Genomic DNA, 21301 nt, shown 5'->3' on the forward strand with positions numbered 1-21301 from the left:
TCGCTTTCGCGACATGCCGTTTGGATGTTAACGATATAAAGGTCCAAAGACGCTGCAAGCCCGGTAATCGGCACTTTCCGGTTCACTTGTCCCGAATAATCCCCATGCACGTGGACGGAAAATCTCGGATTCCGGCACATTATGCATACTCACCGGGATACGAAGCATGGAAGCGAGTGTCAGCAAATCCGCCCCGATATGTCCATAAGAGATGGAGCCATGGTTCGCGCCCCACTGATTCATCACTTCATAGACCGAGGTAAAAGCTCCTGACCCTGTCAGAATAGGTGCAAACCACGTGGATGGCCAAGTCGGATCGGTCCGCTGATCCAGCGTATCATGCACATCCTCCGGCAGATCGACGGTGTAACCTTGAGCCAATTGCAGCACTGGACCGAGTCCTTTGACCAGATTCAATCGCGTCATTGTAACAGGCATGCCGCCCTTGGTCAGGAAGTCAGCCGAATAGCCGCCTCCCCGGAAATATTCCACAGATGCCGGCCTCCATGAGGTTGCTTTCAGGCAGTTCTGAACTTCTTCATCCGTAATTTCCCAAAAAGGTTTGAGCGCAGGTCTACCGTCTCTTGACTGTTGCCCTGTACCATCCAATGCGGCAGAGCCGGAGTTGATCAGATGCAGAATACCGTCCTTCGCATTTCCTTCCAACTGATGTCCCGTCACCCGTTTCACCGAATCCGGGCTCCAATAGGTGCGTACATCAGCGAAGATCTGCGCCGTATGCGTAAGCAGGGAACCAAATAACATTGACACACCATTCAGGCTGTCGTTCTCTGTTGCCACCAAATAAGGCGAGCGTTTGCCATTCCAGTCAAAGGAAGAGTTCAGGATGGATTCCAGGAAATCTCCGTTAGGTGAATGATCCGTCCATTGACGTTGTCCCTGAAACCCGGACACAATTGCGTGGTGGCCCATGGATTCCTCTGTGAATCCCAGCTCTGCCAGCTTCGGATTGCCCGACATCAGGTCACGCACGATCTGGGTCATTTTCACAACCGTTTCCCATTCATACGTTTTGCGTTTGCGGTCGGTCTGCAGATGGGCAGGGTTGTTATCCGGTCCTTCACTGCAGTTCTCCTTCACCCAGGCCAGTGCCAGCTTATACTCCTCGGGATCGTAGATCTCCTCTTCTATGCGGCGTGTCAGTTCACTCATATCCACATATTCATTGCGCATGCCCAAGTACTCCTGGAAAAAAGAATCGTTCACAATGGAGCCTGCGATACCCATGGATACCGAACCGATGGATAGATAGGCGCGTCCCTTCATCGTTGCAGCGGCAAGACCCGCACGGCTGAAGCGAAGCAGTTTCTCACGAACATCATCAGGAATTGCTGTATCTCCTCCATCCTGAACATCCTCGCCATAGATGCCAAATGCCGGAATCCCCTTCTGTGCATGTGCAGAGAGTACTGCTGCAAGATATACCGCACCCGGACGTTCAGTCCCGTTAAAGCCCCAGATCGCTGTAGGAATCGAAGGAGACATATCCATCGTTTCTGTTCCATAACACCAGCAAGGTGTAACAGTAATGGTCACGCCCACGTTGGAGCGGTTAAATAGTTCTGCCGCTGCCGCCGCCTCGTTCACGCCGCCAATACAGGATTCGGCAACGATGCATTCAACCGGCGATCCATCGGGATAACGAAGTTCTGCTGCGAGCAGCTCGGCAACGGACGTCGCCATGCGCATCGTTTGCTCTTCCAATGATTCGCGAACACCCTTGCGTCTTCCGTCAATCGTGGGACGAATACCAATCTTGGGAAATGCCTGTTTATAACGGTAATCCTGATGTGTCATACTAAAACGTCCTCCTTCAATGGTCTCATAGAATAGGTACGAATGACTTGTGACTTGTCCGTAAGCAATTTGATGGGGCAAATTAAGGATTCTATACTTCTGCTCACCGATACCCGAGGGAAAACACTATCGTTTCATGCCAAGCGCCAATCCTTTCCCCTTGCTGTTGAATGCGTTTACAATTAGTAAATTGAATAAACCGCTCTAATTATCGACTCCGTTATGCTGTCCTGTGTTGAAGTATGGAGGCAGCGATGTGAGCAAAAATGAAGAGCGGTTAGACAGAGAAAATTACTTTTTTTATCATCTGGGTTATCGGTAACCCTAACATAGCATGAGCCTATGTTGCTGTCAATCGGCATTATCCTATAGAATGGAAAGACTATGTTGCGGAAAGGTTAGATCCTATTGATTACCATTTATGATATTGCCAAAAAAGCCAACGTCTCGGCCATGACCGTCTCCAAAGTCATTAATCAAACAGGCAGAATCAGCCCGGCTACACGAGAACGTGTACAACAGGTCATTGAAGAACTCGGATACATTCCCAACTCCAACGCACGCAGTCTTGTGCTGCAACGGACCCAGATGCTGTCACTATTGATTACGGATATCACTAATCCATTCTATACGACACTGGCCCGGGGGGCTGAAGACGCAGCCAATCTGCGCGGTTATCGCCTCTTGTTCAGTAACAGTGATGAGGATTACGAGAAAGAGAAAAATTATGTGGACACGATCCTGTCTACCCGCGTTGATGGTGTACTGTTTGCACCTGCAGGGGATCGCTCGCTGAATCACTTGAAGCAGCTGCATGAACGGAATATTCCTTTTGTCATTTTGGATCGAACCGTACCCGGGATTACATCCGATGTTATTGCAGGGGACAGTCGGGATGGTGCATTGCAATTAATTCGATATCTGACGAATCTGGGGCATCGCTGCATAGCTCTGGTCAATGGCTCTTCCGAAGTTTCGACTGCACGGCTGCGAGAAGAAGGATACGTGGAGGGACTTCGGGAAGCCGGGCTTCCTTTTGATTCAGGTTTAATCCTTCGAACAGGATATCGGGATTTCAGCGATGAAGAAGGGATCGACAGATTGCTGGCACATCAGGATAAACCTACAGCCATATTTGCGGCAAATAATATGCTCGCCATCGGCGTTATTCGTCTTTTGCGTAAACGAGGTCTGAGAGTGCCTGAGGACATCTCGGTCGTCTGTTTTGATGATCTGGATCTGGCTTCCGCCTTTGACCCCTTTCTTACCGTCGCTGCACAGCCAGCCTACGACTTCGGTGCTATCGGTATGCAGATGCTGATCGACCGTATTGAAGGCAAGGCTCCTGAGGAACCACAGACTGTCATCATGCCGTCTGAACTCCGTATTCGAGCGTCGGCCACTGTGCCTTCCAGATAAACAGTGAAATCAAGATCAAACCTGACTCGGGAGAAACGCTATTGTTGAAGCAATTACAAACAGGACGCATCGGAGAATCTCTCTCTGACTGCGTCCTGTTTTCTTTGTATGAAATGTACCTCTTATATATTCTTTAGTTCAATTTCTATCCCTCGGATTGAAGCGCCAGAGCCACTTCGCGAACCAGTCCCGGGAACCAATCCATCAATGCTTCGAACGTATATCCCGCCTGCTCTGCTTTGGAAGTATCCATGGTCCAAGATTCCGAAATTCCAAAGGGTGACATGTCTTCTTTGATCGTTTCGGTCAGTACCTGGGATTGCATACCCGTTACCGTTTCAATCAGTTTCATCATGGCAGAGAGTTTGATAGCCCCTTTGGACGCTGCATTCACAGGTCCTGTAATGGATGAGTGTCCAAGCCAGGCGAGAAACCTAGCGGCTTCTGTGGAGTTGATGAAACCAATCTCGGCGTCCGGATTTGGCATGCCGATGGGTTTTCCTTTTTGCACATGTTCAATATGAAAATGAAGTCTTCGCGTATAATCATCAATTCCGAGTACAATCGGAATACGCATCGCTGCCACCGGGAAGTCCGCTTCCTGGAAAAATACAGCTTCCGCAAGCCGTTTACCTTCTCCATAGGAGAAATCCTCATGGCTTCCATATTGCACCGGATAGGTGTACGGATCGAAATCCGCTTCCTTAAATCCAGGTTTGGGATCTCCATATACCGAGAGCGTTGATGTCAAAATGTATCTTTGGGTGCGCCCCGCAAAGGCTTCGCATGCAGACTTCGCCGCATCTGGCGAGTAACAGATGTTGTCGTAGACAATGTCCCACATGTCGATCTGCGCCACATCGGCGAGAGACTGCGGGTCTTCGCGATCCATCTTAATCCGGTTCACCTCAGGTCCGAAGTCTACATCTGTTTTGCCGCGAGTCGCGACCGTGATCTGAGACTTTCCTTCCCAAAGCAAGTGATCAACCAGACGTTTGCCGAAGAAACGTGTCCCACCAAGTATAAGTATTTTTTTCATCCGATAAGACCTCCTAGCCTCTTTTGATCATACGTACCTTATTTAAACCTTCATGAAAAGTGCTGCTTTTTGTTGTTGCAATTCAGGTGTTTTTATCGGGGTTTCACAATATGGAGCATCGTGTGTGCTCCCTGCTGGAATTCGTATGAAGTTTTCTCTTCAGTAGTAATATATCCGCGTTCTTCCAGTATAGCCTTTAGTTCATCCATATGCTCATAACGTTTGCCAGACAAGCTTACTGTAGGAAAAATCCGCAGTTCCCGCTTGCTCACACGCAACAGCTCAAGGATGGTCTGAAGATGGAAATCGACATCCAGGCGATCTGCATAGGTAAACAGGAAATGTGCGGACAATGTCAGATCGAATTGTTCATTGGCAAACGGCAACCCCGGCAGTACAGAGGCCACATAACGGTCAGGAAAACGTCTCATATCCGCTACACAATCGGTGATTGCACGTCTACGTTCTTCTTTCAGACCATGGATCGAGCCGAAATCATCCCATCTATATTTGTCTTGTACCTGTTCCATTTGCTTCATCGTATGTTCAATATCTTGAAGTCCCTTCACTTCCAGTTGGCCGCTCTCGTATTCATAAGCAATATCCGCTGCTATAGGATCGGCACCCAACTCTCGCGCATGGCTGCTGAAAGAACAAGCTCCGCCCGGACAATCGAGAATGGACTTCCCCTTAATCTCATCCACGGTCAGGTTGAACATCTTCATATATTCCTCGAAGGTTCGCCCAATAAATATAATCTGCGCCAGCTCAAGCCCGGCTGCTTTGCTCTTCTGCTCATCTCTGCTCATCTCGTCTCAGCTCACTTTCCTGAATTAATCGTTAGGAAAAACCAGACCAATCTGCTGCCGGATCTGATCCATCACCTGCATGGTAACATAGGAACGTTCATACGTGTTCATATCCGATTCCCTTTTGCCCTGCTGAATCAGATTGACAAACTCCTCCACTTCATAATACATCGACGGATGAATTTGCTCGGCAGTAAGTTTTTCCACCGTACCATCATTGTAGCGTATCTCCACATGTTCGGGTGAACCAATTTTGTCAATGATGATGCTGCCTCGTTCGCCCATAATTTCGCTTGGAATATGAGAATTGGAGATTTTGGAGTATGTCACTACCGCTTCCATCTCCTCATATTTCAGAATGACACTGCCTTGTCCGTCTACCCCTGATTCCAGCATCATCGCTTGGGACTGAACTTGGTTAGGCTCACCAAACAGTGTAATTAATGGATAGAGACAATATACCCCAAGATCCATTAATGCACCATTAGCGAGATCGGGTTTGAACGCATTTAGGACGATTCCTTCTTTATACTTGTCGTATCTGGAAGAGTATTGGCAGTAACTCGCCACATATTTACGTACAGGGCCAATTTTATGTAGGTGAGATTGTACCATTTTGAACGAAGGAACAAGGGTTGATTTCATGGCTTCCATGAGCAGAACTTCATGTTCTCGCGCGGTATCAATCATACGACGAACCTCTGCCCCATTGGCAGCCAAAGGCTTTTCGCACAAAACATGTTTGCCGTTTCTCAGAAACAACTCTGCCTGTTCGGCATGAAAGGTATTCGGTGTAGCGATGTACACGGCATCAAACCCGTCACTCGCAGCCATCTCTTCCAGGTTGGTGAATCGAAGCGCAGCCTGATATTGATCTGCAAATGCATTAGCTTTATCTTCAGTTCTTGAATAAACGGCCGTCAATTCGAATCCTTCGACTTGTGCAGCGGCCTCAAGAAGCCTCTCAGTAATCCAGTTGGTACCTACCACTCCAAAACGAACCATTCTACCTACCTCTTTCGTAAATAAATTTCACGCTTAAACAGCTTGTCATCCTGTACATTGTAGCTTATATTTCATTCAGAATGAAGGGAGGTCGTTTTCCAACATATTGATATCTTGCTTTTTTAAATGGAAATTCCTCGATCTCCATGAATCAGGGGTATAATGAGACTTGAGGTGATTCTTTTGGAAAGTCCCAATTCCTATCAACCAGATTCTGTTCCTATAGATGACAAACAGTGGAATGCCATTATCCACAACGACAGCAGCTTTGATGGAAAATTCTATTACGGTGTCAAAACAACAGGCATCTTTTGCCGACCTTCCTGCAAATCGAAAGCGCCCAAATATGAGAATGTCTCTATATTTAACAACCCTGAAGAAGCATTGGCGCGACATTTCCGTCCATGCAAACGATGTAAACCAACGGGCGAGCGTGTCCCTGATCAGGAATGGATTTCCGTTGTAACAGACTATATTGAACATCATTTTGCCGAGCCCCTGACTCTTGATATTCTTGCAAATGTTAGTCACGGTAGTCCGTATCATCTGCATCGGGTATTTAAACGGATTACCGGCCTAACACCGGTAGAGTATATTCAGGAAAAACGAGTCACCGAAGCCCGGAAATTGCTTGAAAGCACTGGGCTTACTGTAACAGATATCGGCCGTCAGGTTGGCATAGCCAATCCAGCGTATTTTATTACTGTATTTCGAAAGCATACAGGATACACACCTGCCAATTATCGTGAACAAAGGCGTGATGAATGATGAAGACCAGCCTGGTATACAAAGTACCCAAAACGTTGCTGAACAAAGGAACCGGGTTCCTTGATGGCTATACGCATACGCTAAATCCCTATACAGGCTGCGCTTTTGGCTGTTCTTACTGTTATGTAAGACAAATGCCAGTATCTTTATTTCGAAAAGAGCCCTGGGGCAGCTGGGTTGATGTGAAGCAGGAAGCAGCCCAAGTGCTCGCCAAAGAGCTGAAACGCGCAAAAACGAAAGGGAAAGTCACAATTTTTATGTCATCCAGCACTGATCCGTATCAGCCGGTTGAATATAAGGAGCAGATTACGCGATCTTTGCTTGAAGTCATGGTTGAATATCCACCCGAATTTATATTGGTTCAAACCCGCAGTCCACTGGTGACCCGAGATATCGATCTGCTGCAAAAGTTGGGTAACCGTGTGCGTGTCAGCATGACCGTGGAAACGGATCTGGATGATATCCGCAAGCAATTCAGCCCAGCAGCTCCACCAATTGCTGGCAGATTGCGAGCATTGAAACAACTGCGGGATGCCGGTATCCCCACACAGGCTGCTATTGCACCTGTATTGCCCAGCAGCGAAAAATTTGCAGCCGTCCTGAGACCGCTCGTCCAGCGGGTATGCATTGACGATTATTTTATGGGAGATGGCAGTGAAGGCAAGCGAACTCGGAGACTTGGCATGGAATCGCTTTATCAGCAAGTGGGTCAGGAGGATTGGTATAGCCCCGAGGCTTACAAAAAGGTAGTCCAACGAATGAAGGCGCATTTTGCAGAAAATGAAATCTGGATTAGCCAAGCTGGATTCGAACCCTAATCATATTTGGCTATAAAATGAAATAGCCCTGCTTCCCTCGTATCGGGAGACAGGGCTTAGTCTATTTACAGTAGAAATTTATCAATTACTGATCCAGCGTATACAATGGCAGATCGGCCGGCAATGCAGCAGGACGCTGACATGTGCTCTTCATTTTATAGAAAGTCTGTTCATCCGACGAATCATGGAACGCCCACATGGCTTCGAGCACATGGTAGGCCAGTTCTCCACTCGCCCGGTGAGCGCGACCGCTGTTCACTGCATAAGCCATATCTGCGACACCGATGCCGCGTGTATTCTCCTGGTACCCTGGAAGAAGAGGTACTTCCGTCCACTCCCGTTCACCCATCAATTGGTATCGAACCGGACCGCCAAAGGTATTCGGATCAGGCACCTGCAAAGTGCCATGTGTGCCATATATCTCAATCGGCGGCAACGTGCTGCCGCCAAAAATATCAAAGCTCGTAATCAGCGTACCAATAGCACCCTGTTCGAACTGCAACAACCCCGCCACATGCGTCGGAATTTCGACTGGGATAGTCTGCCCTCTCTTTTTCTCGCTGGTAATGGTTCGTTCTTCCATGGCTTTCCCCGTCATGCCTGCAATGGCCTGGATAGGTCCCAACAGCTGCACCAACGCGGTGAGGTAATAAGGCCCCATATCGAACATCGGCCCACCGCCAGCGGCATAATAAAACTCCGGATCAGGATGCCAGTGTTCATGCCCACGAGCCATCATAAATGCGGTAGCTGCCACAGGTTTACCAATTACACCTTCCTCCACCAGCTTGAGCGCAGTCTGAATGCCTGATCCAAAGAATGTCTCAGGCGCACAGCCTACGAGTAAACCTTTGCGTTTGGCCATTTCAAGCACAGCCTGACCCTCTTCTCGTGTGACAGCGAGTGGTTTCTCCACATAGACATGCTTGCCTGCTTCAAGTGCCCGCAAGCATACATCCGCATGAACGGCAGGAATAGTCAGATTGATAATCAAATCAATCTCGGGGTCTGCCAAAATTTCATCTACCGTATATACGTTAGGAACATTATAGGCCGCCGCCTGCTCCTCTGCTCTATTCCGGTCAAGGTCTGCAACTGCAACTAGATCAAGCACCTCAAACCGGTGACAATTCTCCATATAAATACCACTGATTTTACCGCAGCCGATAATGCCTACTTTCATTGTTTTCATGCCTGGGCTCCCTTCGCATTCCCACTTGATATAGCGCTTCCAGAACAATCATTAGAACGCGGTTATGTGGGTGTATATATTTATCTCAACGGATTCAATTTGGATTTAGTATGAATAAAAACTAATGACTCTGATTATCTGCCATTCCTGTGTAAACCTCAGCGACTGCATCGGTGCGGCTCTGCGCGAGCGCTTTGCCTGCGGCAGTCCATATGAAACCACTGCGCATCATCTCAGTCACTTGCTTCATCTCCACAATATCTGCATGGTGTCCAAGCGAGTTGTAGAATACACGGCCTGCACCCCAGCGTTTGGTCCAAACAACTGGCATATCCACTGGGCCATTCGCTGCATGGGGACCGTTAACAATTGGAAAACGTGTCGTTGCCAACACTTCCACAGCAGGGTCCACGTGCAGATAGTACTGTTCACTTTTCACCTGGAAATCTTCAATATGATCCAGGAGCGGACTGGAACCACGCTTCATGTTTACCGTGTACTCCACGCCGTCGTTCCCCGGGTGCGCAACCCACTGGCCGCCCGTCATGAACTGCCAGTCAACGTTGTTGCGGAACGCATCACACATCCCGCCATGAAGACCCGCAAGACCCACGCCGCTCTGAACAGCCGCAGATACGTTATTGACCAGTTCCTGTTCAATCTGCCCCATCGTCCACAGCGGAACGATCAGATCCAGACCCATCAGTTTCTCTGCATCCGCATAAGCATTCAGTGTATCCGATACTTCAACCTCAAATTGCTCTTCCTTCAAAATGCGTTCAAAAATTGCTGCTACCTGCTCTGGTTCATGTCCATCCCAGCCGCCCCATACAATTAGTGCTTTGCTCATCACCCATCACTCACTTTCCGGAAGTTAAGTTATTGTCCATCTGTCGGACCTTACACCAATTCAAGATCTCTTCAAGGTCAACATCCTGGCTTATATCTGGCTCATATCTTTCAAATGAGTGCCCACATGACATTCACTTCACAATTTAGTAATTGTGGACACTTACATCTCTTCCAGCGACACCCAGCGGCGCTCCGTAACGGAACGTTCAACGGCTTCCAATACCGCTTGACAGGCAACGCCATCATGGAAATTGGGCTCAGGCTGCCGGCCTTCAGAGATCGCGGTCACCAGTTCCAGCATTTCATGTGTGAACGTATGCTCGAATCCAATCGTGTGTCCCGCAGGCCACCAGGCTTCAGCATATTTGTGTGCCGGATCCGTTGCCAGAACTCGGCGGAAGCCCTGCACGTCTTCCTCGTCCTTCGTAAAATACACTTCCAGTTCATTCATCCGTTCGAAATCAAACCGAACGCTGCCCAGACTGCCGTTGATCTCAAATGAATTGGTACTGCGATGACCTGCTGCAAAGCGCGTAGCCTCGAAGCTTCCCAATGCACCATCTGCAAACCGTGCGAGGAACAATGTAGCATCATCTACGGTCACTTCGCCCTTCGGCGCATCTGCATTTGAACTGCCTTTGGCGCTAAGTCCGGTCATTTCCGAGGCAAGCGGCCGCTCTTTGATGAACGTCTCGCTCATCCCGATCACTTCCTTGAATTCACCCACGAGGAAGCGTGCCAGATCAATCAGGTGTGCGCCAAGGTCACCATGCGAGCCGGAACCTGCCACTTCCTTTTGCAGACGCCATACCAGCGGGAATGAAGGGTCCATAATCCAGTCTTGAAGGAAGAACGCGCGGAAATGATAGATTTTGCCCAGACGTCCGCTTTGCACCAATTCTTTGGCCAGCTGCACAGCCGGAGAGAAACGATAGTTGAATCCGACCATGTGAGCGACGCCTGCTTCTTCCGCAGCCTGAAGCATTTCACGTGAATCAGCAAGCGAAAGAGCCAAGGGTTTTTCACAGAACAGATGTTTACCCTGACGAGCGGCTTCCAGTGCGATTTCCTTATGAGCATCACTTGGCGCGTTAATATCGATCAGATCGATATCATCACGTCGCACCAGTTCACGCCAGTCTGTGACACTCTCAGACCAGCCGAACTGGCTGGCGGCTTCCTGGACTCCCTTCTCGTTACGTCCACAGATTACCGACATCTCAGGCTGTAGCGGAGCTGACGGAAAAAACATGGGCAGACTGCGATACGCATTGCTGTGAGCTTTCCCCATAAATTTGTATCCAACCATTCCGACACGAAGACGATTTGACATGATCATTTCCTCCTTTGGAATCTAAGTATTAGTGCACTATTTACGAATCGAAGAAGCACGGATGACCAGCTCGGTAGGCAACAACTCTCTTGCCGACTCTGATGTGAAACCTGACTCCCTCGCTGAAGTGGTTCCACCCAATGATCCTTGAATGAGCTTGGATGCAGCCAGTTCTCCCATTTCATAAAAGGGAACTCTGACGCTGCTCAGCGGCGGAACCGCCATCTCAGCCGCATCGGAGTCATCGTATCCCACGAACGCGGGGAAGTCCTGAACCTTGATCCCGCGCTCACGTAAGCCATGCATGACACCGATCGCCATCCGATCATTCGCTGCAAATACAGCATCGATCTCGTCAAGCCGAGACACGATGGCAGCTGCCGCCTCCACCCCGCTTCGTCTGCTGTAATTTCCCTCCAGCAAAAGACTGGAATCCACATTCATTCCGGCTTCATTCAGTCCGATCCGAACGCCCTGAAGCCGCTCCTGACTATTAGAATAACTGTCCGGACCATTAAGAAAAACAATATTTCGGTAGCCCTGATCGGTAAGGTGGCGTATTGCCAGCCTGCTGCCCTCCACATGATCGGCATCCACTTCCATGAATGATTCTCCTGCAAAATGCTGGTTCATGATACAGAATGGATGTCCTGCCTGCTGAAGCTGCTGCAAGGCAGCCATTTCCCCATGATCATCTCGCGCACCGAGAATGATGCAAGCATCCACTTTTTGACGGCGAAACAGATCCGTATAATTCATCACTTCACCCGGTGTCCTGAACATGACCAGCAGGTCCATGCCGCTGTCCCTGGCTTTGCTCCCAATGCCGCTCAGCATTTCCGAGAAGAAATACGCCGAGAATAAGTGCGCCTTCGGAACGTAGGGTAACACGACGCCGAGGTTACCACTTTTACTTCTCGCAAAGCTGCGGGCCAGTGCACTGGGCACATACCCCAGTTGCTCGGAAGCTTCGAGCACTTTACGACGGGTTTCCTCTTTAAGAGGACCAACGCCATTAAGAACTCGTGACACTGTAGCTTCGGATACACCAGCAAGGTCAGCCACTTCTTTACGGGATGCCATGGAATTCACCTCCTTCACGTTACCTGAACCCATGCAAAACAGATACAATTTGTTTAAAAAATAATATTTATGTACGCGCGTACATCTTCTCATGTGCTGTAACCGTTGTCAATGCTTTTAACACAAAAAAAGATGAGGATTTGTGTAAACAAATTCCCCATCTTATACGTACGCCATTTCCTTGTAACTTGTCCAATGACCTCTGCCGATTCAGTTGGCTACACAAAGGTTAGAATGGACCAGCCAAGCCAACAACAGGCCTCTCCTATTTAAGTCGTCACACTGTTACTGACAGATGATTGAATGAACTCAGCCTGTTCCAAAATGGGGACCTGGCTTGAAATGCGATCCGAAGGCTCGGGTGTTGATTGAAGCTGCCGCACTTTATGCAGCACTTCCTTATTCGGAAGGAAATGCTGAGAACGGATGAAACGAATGGTTTTGGTTTTGGCACGCATGACAATGGAATCGGTCTCTGCCCGGTCATCTGCGAGGTAACGCACACCGCCAAGGATCTCACCCGGGGTAACGCCAGTTGCTGCAAAGATGACGTCTTCCGTGCCGATCATATCCTGCATCGTTAATACTTTATAGGGATTATCGATCCCCATCTGCAAACAGCGCTGGAATTCGTCTGCGTTCGCGGGCATCAGGCGGCCTTGAATCTCCCCGCCCAGGCAGGACAGTGCAGCTGCAGCAAGCACACCCTCCGGTGCTCCGCCTGATCCGACATACAGGTCAATCCCCGCTTCCGGGAAGGCAGGTGCCATTGCACCCGCAACATCACCATCACTGAGGAACTTGATGCGCACTCCAACTTTGCGCAGCGTTTTGATCGTGCTCTCATGCCGGACACGGTCCAGAATCATAACGGTCAGATCCGAGATGTTTTTGTTCAATGCTTCAGCAGCTTTCTCCAATGTCACCTCAACCGGATCTTCGATACTGACCTTGCCCACCAGAGCCGGCCCAACAGCCAGCTTTTCCATGTACATATCCGGTGCGTGGAGCAGGTTGCCTTTTCCCGCCACTGCAATAACCGATAAAGCATTGTTCAGGCCCTTGGCTACGATCTCTGTACCCTCCAATGGATCTACAGCCACGTCAACCTCGGGTCCCTCCGCGTTGCCGACTTCCTCGCCGATATACAACATGGGTGCTTCATCCATTTCTCCTTCACCGATTACTACCGTGCCGCGAATGGACACGGAATCGAACATGGCGCGCATGGCCAAAGTAGCCGCCTCATCTGCACTATTCTTGTCGCCCCTCCCCATCCAGGGTGCTGAAGCTAACGCAGCCAATTCTGTTACTCGGACAATTTCCAACGCCAGTTCGCGTTCCATTTTTCCCACTTCCTTTCCAGTTTCCAAAAGCATACATTGAAAGCGGTACTAAATCCATCGCAAATCCATATGAAATTGATCTAAAACAGGCGCAGGAGGCCTATATTGGAAATATTGTCCGTTCCTATCCACATCTCCAAATGAATAAGTTTACACTGCTTTAAGCACTCATTTTTTGGTCGATTTCAACGAGTTATATCGGGGGTTGAAGCAGTTTAACCATCTTATAATTCTCATATTTCCATTTTTATTGCCTGGAGAGTGTAAAAGGAACATAATAGTGTAGTATATTGCTTATAACAACCGCAGTAAAATACCATACCTACTTCAACAGTGAAATATATCATCCAGTCTCACATTTATAGAAAACGATTTATAACCAGGAGCGTAGAACTGCCCTGCACTGCCGAAGGAGCAATATTGAAGACACTTAAAAGGGGGATTTCCTCCTAAAATTCCAACTGAAAATTGACTTGAATCCAGCTCTGTCCACCTCTTAAACATGGTTAACAATATAGATACAGCTTATGGAGGTTATCGAAAATAATAAGTTTACATAATAAAATTTACGTTATCTAAATTTCAATTCTTCTATATTTTCTATCTCAGCTCCCAACATGGCAGCTGCTATCGTCAGGAAATCCTCTCTTTGGATTTGCAAATGTCCATATCTAAAACGATATCCCCAACGTGGCTGTCCCCGAGTGAGGATCAGTTGATCCAGCAAATCGGCGATCCTCACCTTTTGACAAGAAAAATAGTGGATATTCCTCCGATACGGTACAAAGGAATCCGACATACGGTACGTGTACACCTGATTGTCTACTACACGTCCTATCGCAGTAAAAGCTTGAAGTACCTTGCCTCCTTGCAGGCTTGTTCGCGGCGAATAATAGATCAGCCAGTCTCCTGCATTCATTTTGCGCAGAGATGCTGCCTTGCCGTGACAGAGCTGGGCGAAGCCTCCTTCCACTCCTTTTTCCACATGTGAGGCGGACACAACGCCGATCCAGTAGCGATTTCCTTCTTCCGATTCTGCCTCGACATCTAATTGAGGGGACAGGAGCTCTCTCGTGTGACTCTGCTGAATTTCTTTGCTGTTCGTCATCAAATCATGTTTTGCCTGCTCATTCATCTCTGCTCACGTTCTTCCCATGCTATCTTCAGACGCTCAAGCTGCAAAAAATGATGACGATAATGCATCTCCACCAATGCAAACCATTCCTCTGCATTCAAACCGCCGAATCTGGGATGTGGCACCGTAGATTCCCGCGTTGCTCCTTCCAGCAGCACTTCCACTCTCCGCATCTCATCCCTTACCTCATTGAATCCTTGAATTATGGACTCTCTTCCATCCGGTTGAGGTGGAGTATACTCTGGAGAAGCAGGAACGTGGATACGTATCGGCGGAAAACTTGCTTGCGCAAAAACAGCTTCGCCTGCTTCTGTTTTGCCCTGTTCTGTCTTCTGGACTGCCATCTCGTCTGCGTTTATACAAAGTCGAACATTGGCTAAATGCATTTTCATCGCAGACTGAATTAAATGCTGGTACATCTGGCCCACCGACCACTCCATCTCACTGGGTTTGTAGCTTAACTGAGCATCGCTCATCGACTCCAGTTCCTGCAAATAAAGCGCCAGTGACTTTTCAAAATGATGCCGAATCTCATCGTTGTTTCTTGTTCTTGTCGTTTCCATACAAATACACAGCTCCTTCAATCGGTTATAAACCGATCATAAACAAACACTACTGACAACGTTATGTCAGTAGTGTTTAAGAAGATTGCTTGCTTCATCGCGAATACGGATTCTCAATGATTCAGGCTCCAAAACCAGAGCCGAGGCTCCCCAGCCAAGTATCCAACGCAGCACGTCCTCAGGATGCCTTACACGAAAATCTGCGTATAATCCATCGGTTTGCAGTTCTGCTTTTTCCATGTAGTAATTATTCGCCTCAATTACTCTGTCTGCAATTCGACCATGAAACCATACACGGACATATACATCACGGTTGTCAGGTGGTGAGTAGCTATGAATATTAAAACCCGAAGGAAGATCGAACGGATCTGTGCTAATCTCCAGATCGCTCATGCGGGATATACGGAAATGACGAATCTCCTGTCGCAAATCGCATCGGGCAATCAGCATCCATGAACCCTGCATCCAAATCATCCCGTAAGGAGAGGACATACGAACGGTCTTTTGCACGGTTTCATTAACAGGGCCAGGCTTATGGTAATGAAAGCGGATTTTGAGCTTATGCTGCATTGCGGTTCGGATGACACCCATATGTTCTATCTCTCGCTCACGTGCATCGCTGTTCGCTGAACGAAGGAGACGGATACCCTGTTGTATCTGTCCCACCTCTTCCCGAAGAGGGCCAGGCAGAATTGCTTCAATTTTGGAACGGGACGTAAGAGATGTACTCTTGTAATCGTTATCGAAGCGCTGTTCTACAAAATCAAGTCCGATCAAAAGTGTAACCGCTTCTTCAGCGGTAAAGCTGATCGGAGGCAAAAAGTATCCTTCCATAAGTGAATAGCCTACTCCGGGTTCTCCCACGACAGGAACACCCGCCTCACATAACGCCTGAATATCCCTGTATATGGTTCGGACGCTTGTTTCAAATAAGAGGGCTAAATCTTCCGCACGTTGAACCTTACCTCGCTGCAGTTCAAGTACGATGGCCAGCATACGATCTGATTTGTTCAAGAACCATCCCTCCTTGTATGTATATATCCATTACACCATCTTCATTGGACATTTATTATAAGTAACCTATGGACAAATGAAAAGCATTCTGACTAACAAGTCCTCACTGTGCCCGTGTCCACTCTTTTCGTAAGATATTTCATTGAACAACAAAGACCAACCCGCAGAGCATAAGTTGGTCTATAAAAATTCTTATGATACTGAAATTCAGAGACAGTCTTAGTCCCCCCTACTGCCATCACATTAAGAAATAGTTAGCAAGCAATATAGATACAGCTTATGGAAGTGATCGAAAATAATAAGTTTACATAATAATTATTACGTAATAAAAAAATTCAAATCTTTAATATTTTCTTTTAAAAGGTCGATTTTTTCTCCATCTTTATTCACTACATAAATATGATCTGGCTTATTGTCTAAGCTTTTACCACTAATTATCAATTGGTGTCCCCCTTCCACGTTGTATTTTCGGATGTATAGTCCTGATCCTTCATCTTCATAAGGGTACGCTTTAAAATCATTCCATGAAAGGCTTTCTCCTTTCTCAGCCAGAGCTCTCAATTCCTTTAATGGAATGGATGAACTCGACTCTTCCTGACCATTATTTGTCTGACAACCTGAACAAAATGTAACCAAAAGTAACAATACTAAACCGAGTTTATTAGGAATAAATTTTGGCACTAGGCTTTCTCCTCAAAATCAAATATGGAATTAGTTGTAATTTTTATTTTGCAATTATCAGTATTATATCATAGTATAATTACCTTCAATTACCTTATATTACATTTATTTTTGAATTTAATTCGAGGGGGTATTCACCAATCATACGGATTTTAGTTGGTTAAACAAAGTTTATATTCATTGTAATCAAAAAAATTTATTCAAATTTCAGGAGGAACGTAACAATTTGGGGCGGATGGTACATTATCAAATATTAATCGTTAACAAAGACCGGGCGAAACGGAGATAATGCACTCCAGCACCCGGTCTTCTTTAATTCCGTTATTCAATTACAGGTCGTTCACTTTCTTCTCTCCTGTGATTAAAGTGAATGAGGATGCACAGGTTTCTCCTGCGGTTCGAACTGCACGAATAATCCCTCCATACCCGGTACAGCGGCACAGATTGCCGCATAATCCCGTTTCAATCTGTTCCTGACTAGGCTGTGGATAGCGATCCAGCAATGCCTTGGTGGAAATCACCATTCCCGGAGTACAATATCCGCATTGGAAGCCGCCCTCTTCCACAAAAGCCTGCTGAATCGGATGCAACCCGCCTTCCTTTTCACCATGTAACCCTTCTATGGTTGTTATCTCACTGCCAGCACATTGATAAGCCATAACGAGACATGAATTGACCGGTTCTCCATCCATCAGTACCATACATGCACCGCAGCGGCCTACTTCGCAGGAGACTTTCGTGCCGGTCAGATTCAAATATGTCCGCAGCACATCCACAAGGCGGGTTGTCTGGGCGATCTGCAATTGTTTCTTCTCGCCATTCACAACAGCGATCCACAGGTTATTCAAAGGTTCACTCACGAACGATTCACTCCTTCCTGAAGCTGTACGTCCAGTGATTTAATCAATTGATCTCGTGGAACGGGCAAACGATTAACCCACACCCCTGTAGCCTGATGAATCGCAGCGGTTATGGCCGGAGCAAGCGCTACGGAACCAATCTCGCCAATTCCCCGAGGTCCATACGGATCACCCTCTGGTAGCTCTTCAATCGCCTCCACTTCCAGGTTGGTGTGAATATCCCGAATCGTCGGTATCAGGTAGGTGTCCAGATTGGTTGTCATATAGCGACTGTCTTGCATGACAGCGTCTTCGGTCAACGTAAAACCCAGAGCCATTACACTCCCGCCTTCAATCTGTCCGATGAATCCCATTGGGTTGATGACAGGGCCAGCCGCCACTACATGCCTTGTATCCAGCAATTTGGCTTCCCCGGTTAGCGTGTTTACCTCCACCTCTGCGGCTACTGCCGCATACGTATATAGATAATGCCCGCCCACAACATTGTCCGGCGTGGTCGGATATTCGAAATGAGTATCAAAAGTCCATTCTTCCGCTTCCCCATGCTTCGCCAGATCTACGTAAGAAACAACAACTCTGGAATCAATCGTCGTATCATTCGCTGTAACTGCTGGAGGAAGCTGTCCCTTGCGCCATACTCCCCCTATTCCAGTAATCAGTTCGTCAGCCGGAATTCCTGACAAGGTAGAGGCTACCGACAAAATTTTGGAACGGAATGGTGCCTGTAATCGCTGAAGAGCCATCCAGGCCATCGTCGTTGAACGCGAAGCCGTACTTGAACCGCTGTGCGGCACTCGATCCGTATCCCCAATAATGATGCTCAGATCGGATGTTGAGCAGTGGAACAGATCGCAGAGCATCATTTCCAGGGTGGCAATGAGACCCTGACCGAATTCTTCGTAACTGAATGCCACTTCAATCTTGCCTTCGGCATTCAGGGATAGGCGCCCCCCCGCCGGATCGGGAATGCCATAACCCAGCCCTGCCCCGTGCATGGCGATAGCTGCACCGACACCGCGTTTAATCCAGGGAGGCAGAGAAGGATCTGCCGGGAGATGCTGATGTTTTTGCCATAACTCCGAACGGTCCATTGCCTCCCATACTTGTGACAGTCCATCCGTGACCAGAATCCGTTGATTCAACGATCCAGGATCAGTCTTTTCCCTCATGTTGCGTCTCCGAAACTCCCATGGGTCCATCTTCACGATCTCGGCGAGTCGATCCATCTGACCCTCCATAGCAAAGATCGCCTGATTGCCGCCAAATCCGCGAAACTCTCCCGACACTCCATTATTCGTATACACCGAGATGCCTTCCACATCTACATGCGGGATGGAATAAGGCCCAAGGCAATGCTCTGTGCAAAAATTCAGGACAGGCGCTCCCAGCGTGGCATAAGCCCCTGTGTCTGCGGTAATGCGAACTCGATGTGCCTGAATCATCCCTTCACGGCTGATGCCAGTCTGCATTTCAATTTTCATTGGATGCCGCTTCAATCCTGCCCGTACAGATTCTTTACGTGAATTGTGCATCTTCACTGGACGTCCGCTTCTCAAAGCAAGAAGTGCGCCATAAGGCTGTACATTCAGCTCATCTTTCCCGCCAAATGAACCGCCAATCGGAGATGAGACCACCCTGATATCCTCTTCGGAGCACCCGATTATTCGGGAGAGCTGCATTCTGTCCTTGTAACCATGCTGTGTAGCCGCATAGACATGGAGTCTCCCGTCTTCTTCAGGAACAAATAACCCGCCTTCTGTCTCCATATAAGCATGCATTTGGCGAGGAGTATAATACGTTTCCTTCACGATATGCTCGCATGCAGCAAAGCCCTCATCTATATTCCCACGCTTGATTTCGGTACGGTGCAGCACATTACCGGGACCATGTTCATGGAGCTCTGGTGCACCGGGTGCCAATGCAGCCTCTGTGCTGTCCAGCGGAGTCCATTCCTCATACTCTACCCGGATTGCCTCCAGAGCAAGTGCCGCACGTTCCGGGGAATCCGCAGCAACCGCGGCAATGGCATCACCGACATAACGAACGACATCCTCGCAAAATACAGGCTGATCTGGAGTTGCAATGCCGAAGCGGTTCAATCCGGGTACATCCTTGGAGGTGAGTACGGCAAATACACCTTCCATGGCCTCAGCTCCGGTAATATCGATGGATACTATGCGGGCATAGGGGTAGGAGCTGCGCAAAACTCTTCCATGGATCATATCAGGCAAAGTCATGTCCGTCAGGTATTGAAGCTTTCCTGTCACTTTGCCCACCCCATCCGGCCGCAGGTGCCAGCGTTTTCCGCTCTGTTCCCGATTCAGCAGCATGGACTCTCTCCCCTTTTCTTCATCTGTAACCTTCTATGAGCAAAGTGCTTCCCACAGTCTGGCACCTATCATATTACCTGCTGTTTGTTTGCGGTACTGTTCCGATGCGAATGCATCACTATAAGTCTCGAATTCCGATCTAACCGCAACAGCCAGAGTTGAAGCCTGCATAGCAGAAGCCACGCTGCCAAGAAGCATCTTTTCCGCTTCGGGAAGTCGCATGGCCATCCCTGAACCTCCCCCCGCAGCTATCGCGATCTTATTCCATCGGCCATCTGTGCCCACTTCACCATGAAAAGCTATCGTCACCAGCGAGGCCGTGAAGGTCTCCCGCCGACCCAACTTGCGGTAAAATGAAATTTCACGCGAAACTGAGGACTGTTTGCTATGGGAATACGGGCAAGCTGTGTTCGCCATTGGAATATGAATAGCAATTAACACATTATTCGGATTGCGACTGCCGTCATGCCCACCGTTCAGCCAGGACGAAAGACTGCTGATCTCAGAGCCGTTGTCCGTTATCCAATGCAGCTGTGCATCGTAGACCAGCAGTGCGGGTATGGAGTCACCCACTCCGGATACGATGTTTCCGCCAATTGTAGCCATATTCCGAATCGAAGGAGCAGCTATAGCCTTCATTGCGGACTGCAATAAGGGCAGTTGTTGCAGCTGAACGTCTGTGTCACATTGATTCAATCGCGTCAGTGCTCCAATGACCAGATGATCTCCATCCACATAAACGCTGCCTGCACCTGGAATACGAGCAAGGCTGATCATATGCTCAGGTACAGGAACAAGGCCACCTTCCCACTGAGTGCGTAATAATGTCCCCCCTGCTGCATAACAATACTTCCCGAACAGTTTACTCTTCAAAGCCTGAAGTTCTTCCAGATTATCTGGCTGCCAAACCGTTGGCTGCGCTCCAGTACCGTATGCCGGCATGACCATCGTTTCATCTCCCTTCTCCATATTGAATCTGTGGGGCGTTGGATATGACCGAATGATCCAAATAATAATTCTTCAAATCATATGAGACGGCAAGGGTAACGTCAATTATCTTCACATCATTTTGGATAAATGTATAAATATGTGGTTCGATTTGTGCCTAATGCATTAATTACTCCCAAAAGCGAACACAAGCTAATTCATTCCTCACATAAAAATACAATAAAGAGGCCAACCAGACGGTCTGGCTGACCTGAGGAAATAAGGAAAAGGTAACAAGTGATTCGCTCA

The 21301-nt window shown here is 48.1% G+C and carries 19 protein-coding genes; 3 read left to right on the plus strand and 16 right to left on the minus strand.

What is annotated here, in order from left to right; translation table 11 throughout:
• Positions 1-27 precede the first annotated feature (27 nt).
• Complete coding sequence (locus tag ACFTRD_RS15545) at positions 28-1818, minus strand: L-fucose isomerase (RefSeq protein ID WP_379381595.1); 1791 nt, start codon at positions 1816-1818, stop codon at positions 28-30.
• Positions 1819-2226: 408 nt separating this feature from the next.
• Between ACFTRD_RS15545 and ACFTRD_RS15550 the strand changes: the two genes are divergently transcribed.
• Positions 2227-3237: a LacI family DNA-binding transcriptional regulator gene (locus ACFTRD_RS15550; RefSeq protein ID WP_379381597.1), complete on the plus strand. Its 1011-nt coding sequence runs from the start codon at positions 2227-2229 to the stop codon at positions 3235-3237.
• 145 nt (positions 3238-3382) lie between these two features.
• On the opposite strand, the gene ACFTRD_RS15555 is transcribed toward ACFTRD_RS15550, so the two are convergent.
• The 3 genes from ACFTRD_RS15555 to ACFTRD_RS15565 all read right to left on the minus strand — a co-directional run bounded on the left by ACFTRD_RS15555 (position 3383) and on the right by ACFTRD_RS15565 (position 6090).
• On the minus strand, positions 3383-4276 hold the full coding sequence (locus ACFTRD_RS15555; protein ID WP_379381599.1) for an NAD-dependent epimerase/dehydratase family protein: 894 nt from the start codon (positions 4274-4276) through the stop codon (positions 3383-3385).
• Between the two features lie 92 nt (positions 4277-4368).
• Positions 4369-5085: an SAM-dependent methyltransferase gene (locus tag ACFTRD_RS15560; RefSeq protein ID WP_379381601.1), complete on the minus strand. Its 717-nt coding sequence runs from the start codon at positions 5083-5085 to the stop codon at positions 4369-4371.
• Positions 5086-5109: 24 nt separating this feature from the next.
• Positions 5110-6090 carry a Gfo/Idh/MocA family protein gene (locus ACFTRD_RS15565; RefSeq protein ID WP_379381603.1) on the minus strand — a complete coding sequence of 327 codons (981 nt, stop codon included), beginning with the start codon at positions 6088-6090 and terminating at the stop codon, positions 5110-5112.
• Between the two features lie 162 nt (positions 6091-6252).
• Here ACFTRD_RS15565 and ACFTRD_RS15570 point away from each other — a divergent pair, with 162 nt between their 5' ends.
• A complete protein-coding gene (locus tag ACFTRD_RS15570) occupies positions 6253-6858 on the plus strand; it encodes a bifunctional transcriptional activator/DNA repair enzyme AdaA (protein WP_379381605.1) in 606 nt (201 codons plus the stop codon).
• Entirely contained in the window at positions 6858-7676 is an 819-nt protein-coding gene (locus ACFTRD_RS15575) for an SPL family radical SAM protein (protein WP_379383067.1), read from the plus strand. Before ACFTRD_RS15570 ends, ACFTRD_RS15575 begins: the two co-directional genes overlap by 1 nt.
• An 85-nt stretch (positions 7677-7761) precedes the next feature.
• On the opposite strand, the gene ACFTRD_RS15580 is transcribed toward ACFTRD_RS15575, so the two are convergent.
• The 12 genes from ACFTRD_RS15580 to ACFTRD_RS15635 all read right to left on the minus strand — a co-directional run bounded on the left by ACFTRD_RS15580 (position 7762) and on the right by ACFTRD_RS15635 (position 21013).
• The gene (locus tag ACFTRD_RS15580; RefSeq protein ID WP_379381607.1) at positions 7762-8868 is read right to left on the minus strand and encodes a Gfo/Idh/MocA family protein; all 1107 of its coding nucleotides are present in this window, start codon (positions 8866-8868) and stop codon (positions 7762-7764) included.
• Between the two features lie 121 nt (positions 8869-8989).
• A complete protein-coding gene (locus ACFTRD_RS15585; RefSeq protein ID WP_379381610.1) occupies positions 8990-9718 on the minus strand; it encodes a ThuA domain-containing protein in 729 nt (242 codons plus the stop codon).
• Positions 9719-9880: 162 nt separating this feature from the next.
• Positions 9881-11053: a Gfo/Idh/MocA family protein gene (locus tag ACFTRD_RS15590; RefSeq protein ID WP_379381612.1), complete on the minus strand. Its 1173-nt coding sequence runs from the start codon at positions 11051-11053 to the stop codon at positions 9881-9883.
• Between the two features lie 36 nt (positions 11054-11089).
• Positions 11090-12136, minus strand: a complete 1047-nt coding sequence (locus ACFTRD_RS15595; protein WP_379381614.1) for a LacI family DNA-binding transcriptional regulator — start codon at positions 12134-12136, stop codon at positions 11090-11092.
• Between the two features lie 269 nt (positions 12137-12405).
• On the minus strand, positions 12406-13482 hold the full coding sequence (glpX, locus tag ACFTRD_RS15600; RefSeq protein ID WP_379381616.1) for a class II fructose-bisphosphatase: 1077 nt from the start codon (positions 13480-13482) through the stop codon (positions 12406-12408).
• A gap of 571 nt (positions 13483-14053) precedes the next feature.
• On the minus strand, positions 14054-14617 hold the full coding sequence (locus tag ACFTRD_RS15605) for an EVE domain-containing protein (RefSeq protein WP_379381618.1): 564 nt from the start codon (positions 14615-14617) through the stop codon (positions 14054-14056).
• Positions 14614-15180, minus strand: a complete 567-nt coding sequence (locus tag ACFTRD_RS15610; protein ID WP_379381620.1) for a DinB family protein — start codon at positions 15178-15180, stop codon at positions 14614-14616. Before ACFTRD_RS15610 ends, ACFTRD_RS15605 begins: the two co-directional genes overlap by 4 nt.
• 66 nt (positions 15181-15246) lie before the next feature.
• Positions 15247-16194 (minus strand): helix-turn-helix transcriptional regulator, encoded by a 948-nt coding sequence (locus tag ACFTRD_RS15615; RefSeq protein ID WP_379381622.1) that lies wholly within the window; start codon positions 16192-16194, stop codon positions 15247-15249.
• 318 nt (positions 16195-16512) lie between these two features.
• Positions 16513-16875, minus strand: coding sequence for a hypothetical protein (locus ACFTRD_RS15620; protein WP_379381624.1), 363 nt, complete (start codon positions 16873-16875; stop codon positions 16513-16515).
• A 329-nt stretch (positions 16876-17204) separates the two neighbouring features.
• A complete protein-coding gene (locus ACFTRD_RS15625) occupies positions 17205-17735 on the minus strand; it encodes a (2Fe-2S)-binding protein (protein WP_379381626.1) in 531 nt (176 codons plus the stop codon).
• Positions 17732-20065 (minus strand): xanthine dehydrogenase subunit D, encoded by a 2334-nt coding sequence (gene pucD, locus ACFTRD_RS15630; RefSeq protein ID WP_379381628.1) that lies wholly within the window; start codon positions 20063-20065, stop codon positions 17732-17734. The genes ACFTRD_RS15625 and pucD overlap by 4 nt, the downstream gene beginning before the upstream one ends.
• A 33-nt stretch (positions 20066-20098) precedes the next feature.
• Positions 20099-21013 (minus strand): FAD binding domain-containing protein, encoded by a 915-nt coding sequence (locus tag ACFTRD_RS15635; RefSeq protein ID WP_379381630.1) that lies wholly within the window; start codon positions 21011-21013, stop codon positions 20099-20101.
• Positions 21014-21301 lie beyond the last annotated feature (288 nt).

The sequence above is a fragment of the Paenibacillus sp. NPDC056933 genome (assembly GCF_042674385.1).
Classification (GTDB): Bacteria; Bacillota; Bacilli; order Paenibacillales; family Paenibacillaceae; genus Paenibacillus.

Excerpts from the sequence above, each read along its gene's own strand:
- ACFTRD_RS15610 (WP_379381620.1), bottom strand. The coding sequence starts at position 15,180 with ATGGAAACGACAAGAACAAGAAACAACGATGAGATTCGGCATCATTTT.
- ACFTRD_RS15585 (WP_379381610.1), bottom strand. The coding sequence starts at position 9,718 with ATGAGCAAAGCACTAATTGTATGGGGCGGCTGGGATGGACATGAACCA.
- ACFTRD_RS15555 (WP_379381599.1), bottom strand. The coding sequence starts at position 4,276 with ATGAAAAAAATACTTATACTTGGTGGGACACGTTTCTTCGGCAAACGT.
- ACFTRD_RS15570 (WP_379381605.1), top strand. The coding sequence starts at position 6,253 with ATGAGACTTGAGGTGATTCTTTTGGAAAGTCCCAATTCCTATCAACCA.
- ACFTRD_RS15605 (WP_379381618.1), bottom strand. The coding sequence starts at position 14,617 with ATGAATGAGCAGGCAAAACATGATTTGATGACGAACAGCAAAGAAATT.
- ACFTRD_RS15560 (WP_379381601.1), bottom strand. The coding sequence starts at position 5,085 with ATGAGCAGAGATGAGCAGAAGAGCAAAGCAGCCGGGCTTGAGCTGGCG.
- ACFTRD_RS15545 (WP_379381595.1), bottom strand. The coding sequence starts at position 1,818 with ATGACACATCAGGATTACCGTTATAAACAGGCATTTCCCAAGATTGGT.
- pucD (WP_379381628.1), bottom strand. The coding sequence starts at position 20,065 with ATGCTGCTGAATCGGGAACAGAGCGGAAAACGCTGGCACCTGCGGCCG.
- glpX (WP_379381616.1), bottom strand. The coding sequence starts at position 13,482 with ATGGAACGCGAACTGGCGTTGGAAATTGTCCGAGTAACAGAATTGGCT.
- ACFTRD_RS15580 (WP_379381607.1), bottom strand. The coding sequence starts at position 8,868 with ATGAAAACAATGAAAGTAGGCATTATCGGCTGCGGTAAAATCAGTGGT.
- ACFTRD_RS15590 (WP_379381612.1), bottom strand. The coding sequence starts at position 11,053 with ATGTCAAATCGTCTTCGTGTCGGAATGGTTGGATACAAATTTATGGGG.
- ACFTRD_RS15595 (WP_379381614.1), bottom strand. The coding sequence starts at position 12,136 with ATGGCATCCCGTAAAGAAGTGGCTGACCTTGCTGGTGTATCCGAAGCT.
- ACFTRD_RS15635 (WP_379381630.1), bottom strand. The coding sequence starts at position 21,013 with ATGGTCATGCCGGCATACGGTACTGGAGCGCAGCCAACGGTTTGGCAG.
- ACFTRD_RS15565 (WP_379381603.1), bottom strand. The coding sequence starts at position 6,090 with ATGGTTCGTTTTGGAGTGGTAGGTACCAACTGGATTACTGAGAGGCTT.
- ACFTRD_RS15575 (WP_379383067.1), top strand. The coding sequence starts at position 6,858 with ATGAAGACCAGCCTGGTATACAAAGTACCCAAAACGTTGCTGAACAAA.